Raw genomic sequence first — 15,500 nt, forward strand, 5'->3', positions numbered from 1 at the left:
GCGGTGGCGGGGATCGGCATCGACCTGGCCCGTGTCGAGCGTTTTCGCAGGTTTCTCGCCGAGGGGAAGGCCGGGGTGATCGACCGGATCTTTACCGCGGGGGAGAAGGCCTACTCTTTGGGCAAGAAAGACCCGGCGCCCCATTTGGCGGTGCGCTTCGCGGCCAAGGAGGCCTTCCTCAAGGCCCTCGGCCTGGGGCTGCGCGAGGGAATCAGCTGGCAGGACATGGAGGTGGTCCGTGACGAGCTGGGCGCCCCCTCGCTGCGTCTTACCGGGCGGGCCGCGGAGATCTTCGCCGAGCGTGGGCTGAGCGCCCTCCATCTGTCCTACAGCCACGACGGCGATTACGGCGTGGCCAACGTGGTGCTGGAGAAGCCATGAAGCTGCTGACGGCCGAAGAGGTGCGGGAACTGGATCGGCAGACCATCGAACAGGTCGGCATTCCCGGCGCCGTGCTCATGGAGAACGCCGGCCGCCAGGCGGTGGCGCACCTGCTGCGCCGTTTCGGCTCGCTGCGCCCCGGGCCGGTGCTGGTGCTGGCCGGCAAGGGGAACAACGGCGGCGACGGCTACGTCATCGCCCGCTGCCTGCTCGATCTCGGCTGGCGGGTGCGGACCCTGGTCCTCGGCGAGCGCCAGGCGATCGGCGGCGACGCGGGCATCAACCTCGAGGTCCTGCTCAAGCTCGGCGGCGCGGTTGAGTTCGCAGCCGACGCCGCCGCCCTGGCCGAAGCCCTGCAGCGCCAGGAGCCACCGGCGCTGATCGTCGACGCCCTGCTCGGCACCGGGCTCTCCAGCCAGGTGGGGGGGCTTTACGCCCGGGCCGTCGATTGGATCAACGCCAGCGGCGCCAGGGTGCTCGCCGTGGATGTCCCCTCGGGGGTGGACGCCACCACCGGGCGCATTCTCGGCAAGGCGGTGCGGGCCGACCTGACCGTCACCTTTGCCGCCGCCAAGGTGGGGCTGGCAGTCTACCCGGCCGCCGAGCGGGTGGGGGAGCTGGCCGTGGCGGAAATCGGCATCCCCGCCGCGCTCAGCCGGGCGCTTCCCGACCGGCACCTGCTGGTGGAGGCCGGCGAAGCTGCGGCGCTGTTGCCGGCGCGGCCGGCCGCGGGGCACAAGGGGACCTTCGGGCACCTGCTGGTGGTGGCTGGCTCCACGGGCAAGTCCGGCGCGGCCGCCATGACCGCCGAAGGGGCTCTGCGGGCCGGGGCGGGCCTGGTGACGGTCGGCTGCCCGCGCTCGATCCACCCGACCCTCGAGGTCAAGCTCACCGAAGCGATGACCGCGCCCCTCGACGAGGTCGACGGCGGCCTGAGCCTGCAGGCCCAGGAGCAGGTCCGCGAGCTTTGGGCCGGCAAGCAGGTGCTGGCCATCGGGCCGGGACTCGGTCTGGCCGACGAGACCCGGGCCCTGGTGCGCCACCTGGTGCGCGAATGTCCGCTGCCGGTGGTGCTCGACGCCGACGGGCTCAACTCCCTGGAGGGAAAACCTGCTATTCTGAACCAACGCACCGCGGGGACGGCGGTGCTCACCCCCCACCCGGGGGAGATGGCGCGGCTGACCGGGCTGAGCATCGCCGAGGTCGAGGCGGACCGGCTCGGCGTCGCCCGGCGCTTCGCCACGGCCTACGGGGCCGTGCTGGTGCTCAAGGGGGCGCGTACCGTCATCGCCCTGCCCGACGGGCGGCTGCGGATCAATGCCAGCGGCAACCCGGGGCTGGCCACGGGGGGCATGGGGGATGTGCTGACCGGGCTGATCGCCGGGTTGATCGCCCAGGGAAGCCCGGCCGAAGAGGCGGCCGTGCTGGGAGTCTTCCTGCACGGGCTGGCCGCCGACCGGCTGCGGAAAACCCTTGGCGAGGCAGGCATGACCGCCTCCGACCTGCTCAGGGAGTTGCCCGCAGCCAGACGGGAATTAACTCAACAAGGAGAATGCAATGCTCAAGGCTAAAGATATCATGACCACCGAGGTGTACTCGGTGACCCTGGATACCGGTCTCGAGGAGCTTGGCCGGTTGTTCGAGGAGAAAAACGTCAATGCCATGCCGGTGGTCGACGATCAGGGAAGGCTACAGGGGATCGTCACCCAGACCGACCTGGTGGAACAGGACAAGCCCCTGCACATCCCCACGGTCATCTCCATCTTCGACTGGGTTTTCTACCTGGAGAGCGAGAAGAACTTCAAGGACGAAGTCGCCCGGATCACCGCTCGCACGGTGGGCGAGATCTGCACCCGCGAAGTGGTCACCTGCACCCCGGAAACCCCGGTCAGCGAGGTTGCCGCGCTGATGGTCGATCATGCGGCGCACCTGGTCCCGGTGGTGGAGGAAGAAAAGCTGGTCGGGGTGGTGGCCCGCCTCGACATTATCCGCTCCATGGGGAAATAGCCCTTGCGCGAACTTGTCCTGACCACAGCCTCGCCGGAAGAGACCCGGGAGCTGGGCAGGCTGCTCGGCAGTCTGCTGAGCGGGCCGATGACCCTGCTGATCTCGGGCGATCTGGGCGCAGGCAAAACCTGTTTCACCCAGGGGTTCGCCCGCGGGCTCGACGTCCCGGCGGAGGAAGCGGTGGCCAGCCCCTCCTACACCCTGATGAACCAGTATCACGGCCGGCTCGAACTGGCCCACTTCGATCTGTACCGGCTCAACCACCCGGATGATCTCGATGACCTGGGGTTCGACGAAGTGGTGGCCGGCGACGGGGTGACCGTCGTGGAGTGGGCGGACCGCTTCCCCGATCTGAAGCTGCCGGGACTGGTTCTGCACCTGGAGTACCTGGATGAACAGCGCCGCAGCATCGCGTTGCGGGCCAGGGGGACGGCGGCCGAAAAGGAACTGGAGAAGCTGGCGGTGCAGTGGCAGCAGAAAAGGGGTGATAAATGATCGAGTTCGATCTCGCCGTCATCGGCGCCGGTCCCGGCGGCTACGTCGCCGCCATCCGCGGCGTCCAGAAGGGGGCCAAGGTCTGTGTCATCGAAGAGGACAAGGTGGGTGGCACCTGCCTGAACCGCGGCTGTATCCCGACCAAGGCCCTGTGCAGCACCGCCCATACCCTGGAGCGGATTCGCCATGCCGCCGCCCACGGCATCCTCGTCGAGGAGCCGCGAATCGATTATGCCCTGGTGGCCGAGCGCAAGGACAAGATCGTGGCGACCCTGGTCGGCGGCATCGAGCAACTGCTCAAGGGCAACGGCATCGAGGTGTTTCGCGGGCGCGGTTCCATCGAGGGCCCGGGGCGGGTCAAAATCCGCTGCAAGGACGTGGTCGGACATATCCGGGCCAAGCAGATTATCCTCGCAACGGGGTCGGTTTCCGCCCGCCCGAAAGCCCTGCCCATCGACGGGAAAAATATTTTGACCAGCGATGAAATTCTTGCTATTAAAGAGCTTCCCAAGAGCCTGTTAATTATCGGCGGTGGCTACATCGGCTGCGAGTTTGCCAGTATTTTCGGAACCCTGGGCACTGAGGTCACCCTCGTCGAACAGCTTCCGCAACTGCTCAGCTACACCGATCGTCAGGCGGTGCGGGAACTGGAGAAAGCGTTCAGGGAAAGCGGGGTCAAGGTCCATACCGGCACCTCGGTGGAGAGCCTGGAGGTCGGCGATGGCGCGGTGAGCGCACGACTCTCCAGCGGCGAAACCCTGAACGTGGAAAAGGCGCTGGTCGCCGTGGGTCGGGTGCCGAACAGCGCCGGGTTGGGCCTGGAAGAGGCCGGGATCAAGGTGGAGAAGGGCGCCGTGGTGGTCGATGAGCGCCTGCGCACCAGCCTCGAGAACGTCTATGCCATCGGCGATGTGACCGGCGGCATCCAGTTGGCCCATGTCGCTTCCTACCAGGCCGCCGTTGCGGTGGATAACGCATTGGGGGGCGATGTGCGGGTCGACTACAGCACCGTGCCCAGCGTGATCTTCACCCTGCCCGAGATCGCCCAGGTCGGACTGACCGAGGAACAATGCAAGGAAAAGGGGCTGGCCTACCGGGCCGGGCGGTTCGCCTACCAGGCCTCGGGCAAGGCGCTGTGCGACGGCGAGCCCAGGGGCAGCGTGAAGGTCCTGGCTGCCGAGGCAGATGGCCGGATTCTCGGCGCGGTGATCGCCGGCAACGAAGCCTCGTCGCTGATCTCGGAAATCTCGACCGCCATGCACAACGGCCTGAGCGTCGCCGAACTGGCCCACGCTATCCACGCCCACCCGACGCTGCCGGAGATGATCATGGAGGCGGCCGAGGATTGTGAGGGTGTGGCGGTGCACAAGGTCAGCCGCAAGACCCGCGAGCGGGCATCGTCCAAAAATTAGAGTGCGTACGGCGACCATCACGGCCGCCTTTTTGCAAAAAGGAGGAAGAGGGAACTATGGCCCTTGTCGTGCAGAAGTACGGCGGAACGTCCGTCGGTACTATTGAAAGAATTCGCAACGTGGCCCGTCGCGTAGCCAAGACCTACGACGACGGCAATGATGTCGTGGTGATCGTTTCGGCCATGGCCGGCGAAACCAACAAGCTGGTGGCCCTGGCCAACGAGATGTGCGAATTCCCCAGCGAGCGGGAATACGACGTGCTGGTCGCCACCGGCGAGCAGGTCACCATCGCGCTGCTCTCCATGTGCCTGCAGTCCATGGGGTACAAGGCGAAAAGCTACATGGGGCACCAGATCCCTATCTGGACCGACAATTCCTTCTCCAAGGCCCGCATTGAAAAAATCGAGGACAAAAAGGTCCGCGAAGACTTGAAGAACGGCAACATCATCGTGGTGGCCGGCTTCCAGGGGGTGGACAAGGAAGGCAACACCACCACCCTCGGCCGCGGCGGCTCCGATACCTCGGCGGTGGCAGTGGCGGCGGCACTCAAGGCCGACGTGTGCGAAATCTACACCGACGTCGACGGGGTCTATACCACCGATCCCCGGATGGTGCCCGACGCCTCCAAGATCGACAAGATCTCCTACGACGAGATGCTCGAGATGGCTTCGCTCGGAGCCAAGGTCCTGCAGATCCGCTCGGTGGAGTTTGCCAAGAAATACGGCGTGGTGGTCCACGTCCGTTCCAGTTTCAACGACAATCCAGGTACGCTGGTGATGAAGGAGGATGCTGATATGGAGACCGTTCTGGTTTCGGGGATTACCTACAACAAGGATGAAGCCAAAATTTCCGTGATGCACGTCCCCGACAAACCGGGGATCGCCGCTCTGCTGTTCACCCCCCTGTCCCACGCCAACATCACCGTGGACATGATCATCCAGAACGTCTCCCACGACGGCTACACGGACATGACCTTCACCGTGCCCAAGGCCGATTTCAAAAAGTCGCTGAAGATCGTCGAGGAGACCGCCAAGCAGATCGGCGCCGGCGGCGTGCGCAGCGACGAGAACATCGCCAAGGTCTCCATCATCGGCGTCGGCATGCGCTCCCACTCGGGTATCGCCAGCAAGATGTTCCAGACCCTCTCCCAGGAAGGGGTCAACATCCAGATGATCTCCACCAGCGAGATCAAGGTCTCCTGCATCGTCGACGCCAAGTACACCGAGCTGGCGGTACGCGTGCTGCACGAGGCCTTTGGCCTGTCCAAGAAAGACGTCAAGCCTGAATAATCCGCGACGGACCACTGAAGTAGCTTTGTAGTCTCGGGCAGGGCCGGTCTTTTCCTCTTCGGGAGGAGCCGGCCCTGCCTGTCCATAGCAGGGGATGAAATGCAATGAGCCTGATCCGACTGTATGACACCACCTTGAGAGATGGAACCCAGGCGGAGGATGTCTCCTTCCTGGTGGCGGACAAGATCCGCATCGCCCAGAAGCTGGACGAACTCGGCATCCACTACATCGAAGGCGGCTGGCCCGGCTCCAACCCCAAGGACATCGCTTTTTTCAAGGACGTCAAGAAGGTTTCCCTCAAGCAGACCAAGATCGCCGCCTTCGGCTCGACCCGCCGGGCCAAGACCACCCCGGACAAGGATGCCAACATCCGTACCCTGGTCCAGGCCGAGCCGGACGTGGTTACCATCTTCGGCAAGACCTGGGATTTTCACGTTCACGAGGCGCTGCGCATCAGCCTGGAGGAGAACCTCGAGCTCATCTACGACTCGCTGGCCTATCTCAAGCAGCACGTGGCCGAGGTCATCTACGATGCCGAGCACTTCTTCGACGGCTACAAGGCCAACCCCGAGTATGCCCTGAAGACCCTCAAAGCGGCCCAGGACGCAGGCGCCGACTGCATCGTGCTCTGCGACACCAACGGCGGAACCCTTCCCTACGAGCTGCCGGCGATACTCGCCGAGGTGAAAAAGGCCGTTTCCACGGACCTGGGGATCCACACCCACAACGACAGCGAATGTGCGGTGGCCAATTCGCTGGTGGCCGTCGAGCACGGCATCGTCCATGTCCAGGGGACCATGAACGGCTTCGGGGAGCGCTGCGGCAACGCCAATCTCTGCTCCATCATCCCGGCGCTGCGCCTGAAGATGGGCCGGGAGTGCGTCAACGACGCCCAACTCAAGGCCCTGCGCTCGACCTCGCGCTACATCTACGAGCTGGCCAACCTGGTGCCCAACAAGCACCAGGCCTACGTCGGCAATTCAGCTTTTGCCCACAAGGGCGGGGTACATGTCTCGGCCATCCAGCGCCACCCCGAGACCTACGAGCACATTCGCCCCGAACAAGTCGGCAACGTCACCCGGGTGTTGGTCTCGGACCTTTCTGGGCGTTCCAACATTTTGGCCAAGGCCGAGCAGTTCAGCATCAACCTCGACAGCAAGGATCCCATCACCCAGGAGATCCTCGAGAACCTCAAGGAGATGGAGAACAAGGGGTTCCAGTTCGAAGGTGCCGAGGCCTCCTTCGAACTGCTGATGCGCCGCGCCCTGGGGACCCTGCGCCAGTTCTTCTCGGTGATCGGCTTCCGGGTCATCGACAGCCGCCGCCACGAGGACGAGATGCCGCTGTCCGAGGCGACCATCCAGGTCAAGGTCGGCGGCAAGATCGAACACACCGCGGCCGAGGGTAGCGGTCCGGTCAACGCCCTGGACAACGCCCTGCGCAAGGCGCTGGAGAAGTTCTATCCCCAGATCAGGGAAATGCGCCTGCTCGATTACAAGGTGCGGGTGCTGCCGGCGGGCAAGGGGACCGCATCGATCACCCGGGTACTGATCGAATCCGGGGACAAGGATGGCCGCTGGGGGACCGTGGGGGTCAGCGACAACATCATCGACGCCTCCTACCAGGCGTTGGTGGATGCGCTGATCTACAAACTGGTCAAGGACCTGGAGGAAAAGAAAGGCTGATGGTACCGCGCGGCACCACGGCGCTGGTGCTTCTGCTGTGCTTTTACCTGCTGCTGCAATCTGGCCGGGCGGTTTTCCACGAGGAAAACCCCCCGGCCTTTTTCGTCAGAGAGGGCGAGGGTATCTGGGTCCTGTTGGGATCGGGATTTCCCAGGCCGGGCCTCCATCAATTTTATGACGGTTGCACTCTGGCGGGCGCCATTGAAATGACGGTCCCGTTTGGGGCCGGAAAGGAGATTTGCGGGGCAGATCCCGAGCACATCCTGCTCCCGGGCGAAGCCCTGGAAATCCTGGCATTAGAAGAGCAAGTCATTGAAATTGAATTGAAATGGATGCCTGCCGAACAGCGGATGGCGCTGGGGATTCCGCTGCATCCCGATCGCATGGTTTGCACGGACTGGCAGGCGCTACCGGGCATTGGCCCGAAACTGGCTGAACGAATCGAGCTGGAGCGTCAATCGAATGGCGATTTTGGAGCCCTTGAGGGGCTCCGGCGGGTCCGGGGGATTGGAGAGCGGCGTATGGAGGCCTGGAAGAAATTTTTCGGAGGCTAAGCCGTTAACCTTAACTTGCTGAAAATAAACGAAAAAATAAAGCGTAATGAAGATTTGTTCTCCATGCTGATGGCGCACCTGGTGGAGCTGGCACGTCTCGTGTAATTGATAGGACCGTACTAACCAGCCACACCTAAATGAACAATAGCGCAAACCACATTACTTGCAAGGGGGAAAACCATGAAATGTCCGAAATGCCGCGGCAGGATGTACGCTGAGAAATACTACGATTTCGTACGGTCCTTCGATGCATGGAAATGCTGTTCCTGTGGGGAGGTTGTTGATCCTACCATTCTGGCCAACCGGGCCCGCAACCATAACCTGGTGCTTGGCTGATCAGTCAGCGCCAGCTGCAAATCAATATAAGACCAAAGGCCGGAGATGTTCTCCGGCCTTTTTATTTGGTGCGCTTGCCAGGGTCACGGCGACTTGTCAATGCTCCCGGGGTTGTTAGAATTTTAGCGTTGCCCAAGCCGATTCGAGGCCTGCCGACGTGCTCGAGGAATCTGTCGTGCCTGACTGGGCTGTTGGACCAGGCATCCCTCTTTGGCGTATCGGAGAGGCGTCCTGCGTTGAGCCCGGGGCGGAAAGAGGAGACCGGTTGGCATCGCCGGTTCAGGTGTCGAGCAGGCTTCACCCCTGCTGATTGATATGGAGGAACCAGATGGCGGTTGAAGTTACCATGCCCAAGCTCAGCGATACCATGGTGGAGGGGACGATTCTCAACTGGCGTATCAAAGAGGGGGATCGGGTGGCCAAGGGGGATATCATTGCCGATATTCGGGCCGAAGATGCGGCCATGGTGCTGGAGGCGGTCGAGGACGGGGTGGTGGCCGCCTTGAGGGTCGATGCGGGAGAGTCGGTCAGGGTAGGGTGGGTCATTGCCGTTTTCGCTGGTACGGGGAGCGTGCCCCAGGTGGCCCAAGGACGAACCGCTCGGCCCCGGGGGGCTGACCTGGACAAGGTCGGCGTGCGCAGCCCGGCCGGACGGCGGGCGCTTGGCGGGGTTGAGGGCAATGCACTGGATCTGGCCGGGGCAGCCGCCGGCCGCACCCCGGAGAGCGGCCCGGGAACCGCAGAGCCGCGAAAGGCTGAAAAAGCTGTGAGAATCCGCAGGATTCTGGCTCGCAAAATGGTCGAGAGCTGGCAGAGCATTCCGCATTTTTTCGTCACCATTGCCGTCGACATGACCGACGTGATCAAGTTCCGCAAGGATTTGAAGGTTTCGGTCAATGATTTCGTCCTCGCGGCCGTGGCCCGTTCGCTTCAGGAGCATCCCTGGGTCAACAGCCTCTGGATGGAGGGCGAGGCGGTGGAGCAGAAAACGATCAATCTGGCCATGGCTGTGGCCTCCGAGCGAGGACTCTACAGCCCGGTGCTCAAGGACTGTGGCCAACTGTCCCTCAAGGAAATCAGTCGCAGGGCGGCTGATTTGGCGGCCCGCTCCCACCTGGGACAGCTGCGCCAGGATGACCTGGAAGGGGGGACCTTCACCGTCTCCAACATGGGGATGCTCGGCGTGGAGTCTTTCAGCGCCATCATCACCCCGCCCCAGGCCGCGGTTCTGGCGGTGGGAACAATCAAGGGGGAGGTGGTGGTGGACGACAACGGCGAGCCGGGGATCGCTCCAATGCTCAGGCTGACCCTCTCGGCGGACCATCGCATTCTCGACGGCGCCGACGCCGCCGAATTCCTGGCCACGCTCAAGAGCTATCTTGAAGCGCCCGTCACCCTGGTGACCTGTAATTACGGAACGGAGGGGAATTGAACCGTGAAAGCGAACCGTCTTGATCCCCAGCAACTGTCCTGGCGCTGCGACCCCCTCCAGTTCGAGTTCCAGAGCACCGAGGAGCTCCCCGAGCTGGAAGGGACCATCGGCCAGTCCCGCGCCATGACCGCCATCGAATTCGGCCTCGGCATCAAGGACAGCGGGTTCAACCTCTTCCTGATCGGCGAGCCTGGGTCCGGGCGCTCCTCGACGATAAAAAAGCTGCTCAAAGCGCGAGCCGGCGGGGAGTCCGTTCCCAGCGACTGGTGCTACCTCAACAATTTCGAAGACGCAACCCGTCCCCGCTGCATTCCCCTGCCGGCCGGGCTTGCCCGGGATCTGCACCGAGACGTCGAAGAGTTGGTGGCCAGGCTGGCAGAAGAGATTCCCAAGGTTTTCGAAAGTAAGGAGTACGAACAGCAGAAAAACCGGATCTCCGGCGATTACCAGGAGAAAAACCGCAAGCTTTTTCAGGAGCTCGAGGAGCAGGCCAACGAGGAGGGGTTCCTGCTGCAGCGCTCGGTCAGTGGCATGGTGCTGGTGCCGCTGCGTGACGGGCACCCCATATCCCAGCAGGATTACGAAGATCTCCCCGATGAGGAGAAGGCGGCCCTCGACGAAAAGGGGACCGGCCTGCAGGAGCGGCTCAACGAGGTACTGCGCAAGGGGCGAGACCTGGAAAAGGAGTTGCGCGAGGCCACCCTGTCCATGGAAAAGGAGATCCTGCTGTTCGCCGTGGGCCACCTGTTCGAGGAACTGGAACAAAAATACCAGGAACAGCAGGAGGTGCTCGATCACTTCCAGGGGTGCAAAAAGGACATCCTCGAGCGCATTGACGAGTTTCGCCCCGCCCAGGGCCCGCAGATTTCTCTGCCGGGCCTGAAGCAGGGCGGCCAGGAGCCATCCTTCGACCGCTACCGCATCAACCTGTTCATTGACAACCGCGACCTCCAGGGGGCGCCGGTGGTCTACGAGGCCAACCCCACCTATTTCAATCTCTTCGGGCGTATCGAGCATGTCATCCACATGGGGGGCGCCACCACCAATTTCACCATGATCAAGGCGGGGGCCCTGCACCGGGCCAACGGCGGGTATCTGATCCTCGACTGCCGGGAGGTGTTGCTGAATGTCTTCTCCTACGAGGCGCTCAAGCGCTGCATCCGCAACAAGGAGGTCAAGATCGAGGACATGGCCGAGCAGTTTCGCCTGTTCGCCACGGTTTCCCTCAAGCCCCACCCGGTCCCCCTGAAGTGCAAAATCATCATGATCGGCACGCCCTTGTTCTATTACCTGCTCTACCGGCTGGATCCCGATTTTCGCAAGTACTTCAAGGTCAAGGCCGATTTCGATTTCATGATGAAAAACACCTGGGAGAATGTGCAGCAGTACGCCCTGTTTATCGGTGCCAAGTGCCGCGAGGAGCAACTGAAGCATTTCGACCCCTCGGGGGTGGCCCGGGTGGTCGAGTACTCGGCGCGGTTGATCGAGGACAAGGAAAAGCTCTCCTCGCGCTTTATCGACATCGCCGACCTGATTCGCGAGGCCTCTTTCTATGCCGAGCAGCAGGGTCGCGAGCGGGTCTCCGAGGAGCACGTCAATCTCGCGGTCGAGGCCAAGATCTACCGCTCCAACAAGGTCGAGGAGCGTATCCAGGAGGCCATCGAGGAGGGCTCCCTGCTGGTCGATACCGAGGGCGAGGTGGTCGGGCAGGTAAACGGGCTCTCGGTCTACCTGTTGGGCGATTACGCCTTCGGCAAGCCGTCGCGGGTTACCGCCCGCACTTTTCTGGGCAAGGCCGGGGTGGTCAACATCGAGCGCGAGGCCAAGCTCTCCGGACCCATCCATGACAAGGGGCTGATGATTTTGAGCGGGTTTCTCGGCGACCGCTACGCCCAGGACAAGCCGCTTGCCCTGGCCGGATCGGTCTGCTTCGAACAGTCCTACGGGGGGGTCGAGGGGGACAGCGCCTCCTCCGCCGAACTCTACGCGCTGCTCTCCTCCCTCGCCGCTCTGCCCCTGCGCCAGGAGATCGCCGTTACCGGCTCGGTCAACCAGCGCGGGCAGATTCAACCCATCGGCGGGGTCAACGAAAAAATCGAGGGTTTTTATGCCGTGTGCAAGGCCAAGGGGTTGACTGGAGGCCAGGGGGTGATCATCCCGGTGCAGAACGTGAAGAATCTCCTGCTCAAAGAAGAGGTTGTCGACGCCGTGCGCGAAAACAGGTTTCACGTCTGGGCCATATCCACCGTCGACGAAGGGATCGAAATCCTCACCGGCGTTGCGGCCGGCACCCGGCAGGAAGACGGCTGCTGGCCCCAGGGAAGCGTAAACCAGCGGGTCGACCAACGCCTGCTGGAGATGGCCGAAGCGATCCGCAGATTCGGCAAGGGGAGCGAAAAAAACGGCAAGGAAGATTCCTGAGGGGCAGCTTTCGTTCCTGGCGGATCCCCATCCCCCCGGCCTGGTGCCCGACCCATCCCGATGCCGTAACGGCGGAGTCAATGCCATCCGTGCGTAAAGGCAAAGCTCCAATCCTTCCCTTCAGTAGAGCCCCCCTCCAACCCCCTTTTCGTTTCGGGAGCCGGGATCATTCCGACAATGGACCCGAAATGGGCGGGCGAACTTGGGCGGCAACCCCGCGATGTAAAAAAGCTTTACAGGCCCTGTCGGAAAAAAATACAGGGGCGGGCCTCGTTCTTGAGCATTTTTCCTGTAAAATTATGATAATCAAACCACATAAATCAGTTGGCGGGGTTTATGCAGTTTGAAAAACCCAAAGGCAGGGTTGCAAAGGCCAAGACCTGCCGGGTTCTCCGGAGGGGTTCCGAGCCGGCCACTACACCGACCAGACCGGCATCACTTTCCATTCCCGGCAGGATTGAACGTATGCTGTTGAAGGGAGTGGGATATGAAAACGTTGCTGTTGCTCCTGATGGCACTGATGTATCCACTGAAGGTGCTTGCCGGCGAGGTTGATGAAGAGCCCTCCGGCAAATATGATGCGGCCCGGGCTCTCGCCAGCGAGGTCTTGGTGCGCTATGCCCCGGACGTGGAGGAGGCGATGAGGAAGATGGCGCAGAAAATCAAGGACCTCACCCGGTATTCCGGCCGCATCGCCTACGAAAAGGACAAAAGGACCCTGCTCATTGAAACCCTGGATCCCGACGACCGGGTCGTGGAGGTTCTGCGGAAGAAAAAAGAGCCGCCATTGGTGCGCTGGGAGACCCGGGGGAACTTTGAATACGTCAAGGGGGGGCTGGAACTCAACCTCAGCCGCGCTTTGGGCGAACACAGCAAAATCGCCCTGAGGGGGCTGGTTACCCAGGAATTTTTTGAACCGCGGGATTCGGAGTTTTCCATCCAGGCCAAGGTCACCATCCGCTTCTGATCAAACTGGCCGATCCACCTCAACCCTTCTTCTGCCGCTCCCGGGCCAGGGGCCTGCCTTGTCCCTTTGCTCTGCCCCTTGGGGGTGCGGTCTTATGTGTGCGGTCACGCCTTTTCCCCAGCCAGCAATTTCGCAGGAAACCATTGGCAACTTGCATTTAGACCGGTACCTGTGGTCAAATGGGCGGAATTAATTTTCTCTCCGGCCGAAGGACTGGCGCCCATGGACACAGCCCGCACCGAAGAAACCCGCTTCGCCCCTCCCCATCGGGCCGACGCTTGCACCATCAAGCGCCAGGCCGATTATTTCCGTGAGGACTTCATCACCAAACACCTCCTCGATGCCGTCCCCAACATCCTGATGATCCTCAACCGGCAACGGCAGATCATCTACACCAATCGCGCCTTGGTGGAACTGGTCGGCAGTGGTGACGAGGCGATGATCCATGGCCTGCGGCCGGGCGAGGTCCTGGGCTGCCACGAAACCGGCGAGGCCCCGGCGGGGTGCGGTACCGGCGAGGCCTGCAACACCTGTGGCGCGGTGCTGGCCATCCTGGCAGGGCTCTCGGGTCAGCGGGATGTGCGCGAATGCTGCATCACCCGCACCGTAGACGGCCGGACCGAGTCCCTGAATCTCAGGGTCTGGGTGACCCCCCTGGAGTTCGAAGAAGAAAAATTCTGCATCTTTGCCGTTTCCGATATCACCCATGAAAAACGTCGTCGCACCCTGGAGCGGATATTTTTCCACGACATCCTCAACGTGGCCGGCAGTATCCGGGGCTTTGCCGAACTGCTCCGGGATTACGATCCCGCCGACAAGCAGGGGATCTTCAACCTGATCCACGCTACCGCCGGGAGGGTGATCGACGAAATCGAAGCCCAGCGCACCATTACCGCTGCCGAGAACCATGAACTGCATCTGGACCCCGAACTGCTCGATGCCAAAATGGCGCTGGTGAAGACTGCCGAACTGTTCCGGCATCACGAGGTGGCCAAAGATCGCCGCCTTCTGGTGGATCCAGAGAGCGAGCATGTCATGTTTACCAGCGATGAAACCCTGGTCGGCCGGGTAATCGGCAACATGATAAAAAATGCCCTGGAAGCCTCCTCTCCGGGGGAGACAGTGACCCTGTGGTGCGGCCGCAGCAGCACGGGGGTCGAGTTCCGGGTGCACAACCCCGCCGCCATGCCCCCCGAGGCTCAGCTCCAGGTTTTCCGTCGCTCCTTTTCTACCAAGGGCCCCGGGCGGGGGCTGGGAACCTACAGCATGAAACTGCTCAGTGAACTGCTCAACGGTGAGGTTGGCTTTAACAGCACCGAGAAAGCCGGCACCACCTTCTGGGCACGCTACCCGAAAAAATTCTCCAAGAACTGATTCCTGCTGCAGGGAACTGAAAGCCAGGCGAGGCGGGCCCCGTGGTCTGTCTCGCCTGGCTGTTTCCGGGGTCGGCTCACCCCTCGGAGCGCATGCGCTCCAACTTCGGCAGCGGCTGACTGTTCCCCTCCTCATCGACACGGACGAAGGTTATGGTGGTGGAGAAAACCTTTTTCTCCTCCGGCCCCCCCGGTTCGTCGGCAAACACCTCCACGCCATAGGTCACCGAGGTCCTCCCCTGCCGTTGCGGCAGGATGCTGAAACGCAGGATGGAGCCGTTGCGCACCCGGTGCTTGAACTGGATGTCGTCCATGGCGATGGTCACCAGCGTGCAGCCGGTGAAATCAAGGGAAGCGACCAGCCAGGCGTATTCGTCGATCCACTTGAGCAGCGCTCCCCCGAACAGGTAGCCGTGGTGATTGAGGTGCTCGGTTCGTACAATGGTGAAATTGTCCATGCCGCTCCTTTTTCGATGGGTAACTTGCCCGGGGTCAAGGCCGAAGCCCGCGGAAACAGTTTCTCAGCCGCAGCCTTCGATGATCTGCAGAGCTATCAGGCTGATGGCTTTTCGGACCATCTCCAGAGGCATGAAGGGGTCCCCCGGGTAGCTGTCGAGCTGCAGGGGATTGACGGGCAGGTGCACGAACCCCGCCAGCGGCCCCCCGCCCTGCATCTGGGCAAGGCGCAGCGCCGAGTAGAGCAGGTGATTGCAGAGATAGGTTCCGGCATGGCTGGAGAGTTCAGCGGGGATGCCATGCTTCAGCAGCAGCCCCGCTAACCTCGGCAGGTCGGGCAGCGTGCTCCAGCAGCCGACCGGACCGCCGGGCTCGATGACCTCCCCGCCAAACAGGTTCAGGGCCAGCCGCTCGATGGAGATGCGGTTACGTCCCGGCGCCTGGCCGGTGAACAGGCAGATCTGCGGAGCGTGCCTGCTGAGAATTTCACTCAGCTGGCGCTGCAGGCGCGCCTGCTGGCTCGGGCCATCGGCGGCCTCATCGTAATCGAGCAGTTCAAACCGCAGCAGTCGGGCCTGGAGGCGCAACTCTTCGGGCAGATCCCGGCGCAGCGAATCGACCAGCAGGGCGGAGGCATTCGCTGCGCCGTCGGCTCGGCGAAATCCGCTGATCAGAACGGTCATGACACGCCT

General features: G+C 62.5%; 14 protein-coding genes. 12 read left to right on the top strand and 2 right to left on the bottom strand.

Translation table 11 applies throughout. From position 1 onward, the window contains the following. The first annotated feature begins 3 nt into the window (after positions 1–3). The 12 genes from acpS (at position 4) to DESUT3_RS05990 (ending at position 14,353) form a co-directional block, all read left to right on the top strand. Positions 4–381 carry a holo-ACP synthase gene (acpS, locus tag DESUT3_RS05935; RefSeq protein WP_318836028.1) on the top strand — a complete coding sequence of 126 codons (378 nt, stop codon included), beginning with the start codon at positions 4–6 and terminating at the stop codon, positions 379–381. After that, positions 378–1,952, top strand: a complete 1,575-nt coding sequence (locus tag DESUT3_RS05940) for an NAD(P)H-hydrate dehydratase (protein WP_221251520.1) — start codon at positions 378–380, stop codon at positions 1,950–1,952. The genes acpS and DESUT3_RS05940 overlap by 4 nt, the downstream gene beginning before the upstream one ends. Further along, a complete protein-coding gene (locus DESUT3_RS05945; protein ID WP_221251521.1) occupies positions 1,939–2,388 on the top strand; it encodes a CBS domain-containing protein in 450 nt (149 codons plus the stop codon). The genes DESUT3_RS05940 and DESUT3_RS05945 overlap by 14 nt, the downstream gene beginning before the upstream one ends. A gap of 3 nt (positions 2,389–2,391) precedes the next feature. Then, the gene (gene tsaE / locus DESUT3_RS05950; RefSeq protein WP_221251522.1) at positions 2,392–2,883 is read left to right on the top strand and encodes a tRNA (adenosine(37)-N6)-threonylcarbamoyltransferase complex ATPase subunit type 1 TsaE; all 492 of its coding nucleotides are present in this window, start codon (positions 2,392–2,394) and stop codon (positions 2,881–2,883) included. Continuing rightward, the gene (lpdA, locus tag DESUT3_RS05955; protein WP_221251523.1) at positions 2,880–4,295 is read left to right on the top strand and encodes a dihydrolipoyl dehydrogenase; all 1,416 of its coding nucleotides are present in this window, start codon (positions 2,880–2,882) and stop codon (positions 4,293–4,295) included. Before tsaE ends, lpdA begins: the two co-directional genes overlap by 4 nt. A gap of 56 nt (positions 4,296–4,351) precedes the next feature. Continuing rightward, on the top strand, positions 4,352–5,584 hold the full coding sequence (locus DESUT3_RS05960; protein WP_221251524.1) for an aspartate kinase: 1,233 nt from the start codon (positions 4,352–4,354) through the stop codon (positions 5,582–5,584). Positions 5,585–5,688: 104 nt separating this feature from the next. Further along, on the top strand, positions 5,689–7,269 hold the full coding sequence (cimA, locus tag DESUT3_RS05965; RefSeq protein ID WP_221251525.1) for a citramalate synthase: 1,581 nt from the start codon (positions 5,689–5,691) through the stop codon (positions 7,267–7,269). Continuing rightward, a complete protein-coding gene (locus DESUT3_RS05970) occupies positions 7,269–7,823 on the top strand; it encodes a ComEA family DNA-binding protein (protein ID WP_221251526.1) in 555 nt (184 codons plus the stop codon). The genes cimA and DESUT3_RS05970 overlap by 1 nt, the downstream gene beginning before the upstream one ends. Positions 7,824–8,487: 664 nt before the next feature. Next, positions 8,488–9,591: a dihydrolipoamide acetyltransferase family protein gene (locus DESUT3_RS05975; RefSeq protein ID WP_221251527.1), complete on the top strand. Its 1,104-nt coding sequence runs from the start codon at positions 8,488–8,490 to the stop codon at positions 9,589–9,591. Between the two features lie 3 nt (positions 9,592–9,594). After that, positions 9,595–12,012, top strand: a complete 2,418-nt coding sequence (locus DESUT3_RS05980) for a Lon protease family protein (protein WP_221251528.1) — start codon at positions 9,595–9,597, stop codon at positions 12,010–12,012. 487 nt (positions 12,013–12,499) lie between these two features. Then, complete coding sequence (locus tag DESUT3_RS05985) at positions 12,500–12,979, top strand: hypothetical protein (protein ID WP_221251529.1); 480 nt, start codon at positions 12,500–12,502, stop codon at positions 12,977–12,979. A gap of 222 nt (positions 12,980–13,201) precedes the next feature. Further along, positions 13,202–14,353 (top strand): sensor histidine kinase, encoded by a 1,152-nt coding sequence (locus DESUT3_RS05990; RefSeq protein ID WP_221251530.1) that lies wholly within the window; start codon positions 13,202–13,204, stop codon positions 14,351–14,353. Between the two features lie 76 nt (positions 14,354–14,429). Here the strand turns inward: DESUT3_RS05990 and DESUT3_RS05995 are convergent, their stop codons facing one another. Beyond that, a complete protein-coding gene (locus tag DESUT3_RS05995; RefSeq protein WP_221251531.1) occupies positions 14,430–14,810 on the bottom strand; it encodes an acyl-CoA thioesterase in 381 nt (126 codons plus the stop codon). A 63-nt stretch (positions 14,811–14,873) separates the two neighbouring features. Beyond that, positions 14,874–15,491 (bottom strand): pyroglutamyl-peptidase I family protein, encoded by a 618-nt coding sequence (locus DESUT3_RS06000; RefSeq protein WP_221251532.1) that lies wholly within the window; start codon positions 15,489–15,491, stop codon positions 14,874–14,876. Positions 15,492–15,500 lie beyond the last annotated feature (9 nt).

It is taken from the genome of Desulfuromonas versatilis (assembly GCF_019704135.1).
Classification (GTDB): domain Bacteria; phylum Desulfobacterota; class Desulfuromonadia; order Desulfuromonadales; family NIT-T3; genus Desulfuromonas_A; species Desulfuromonas_A versatilis.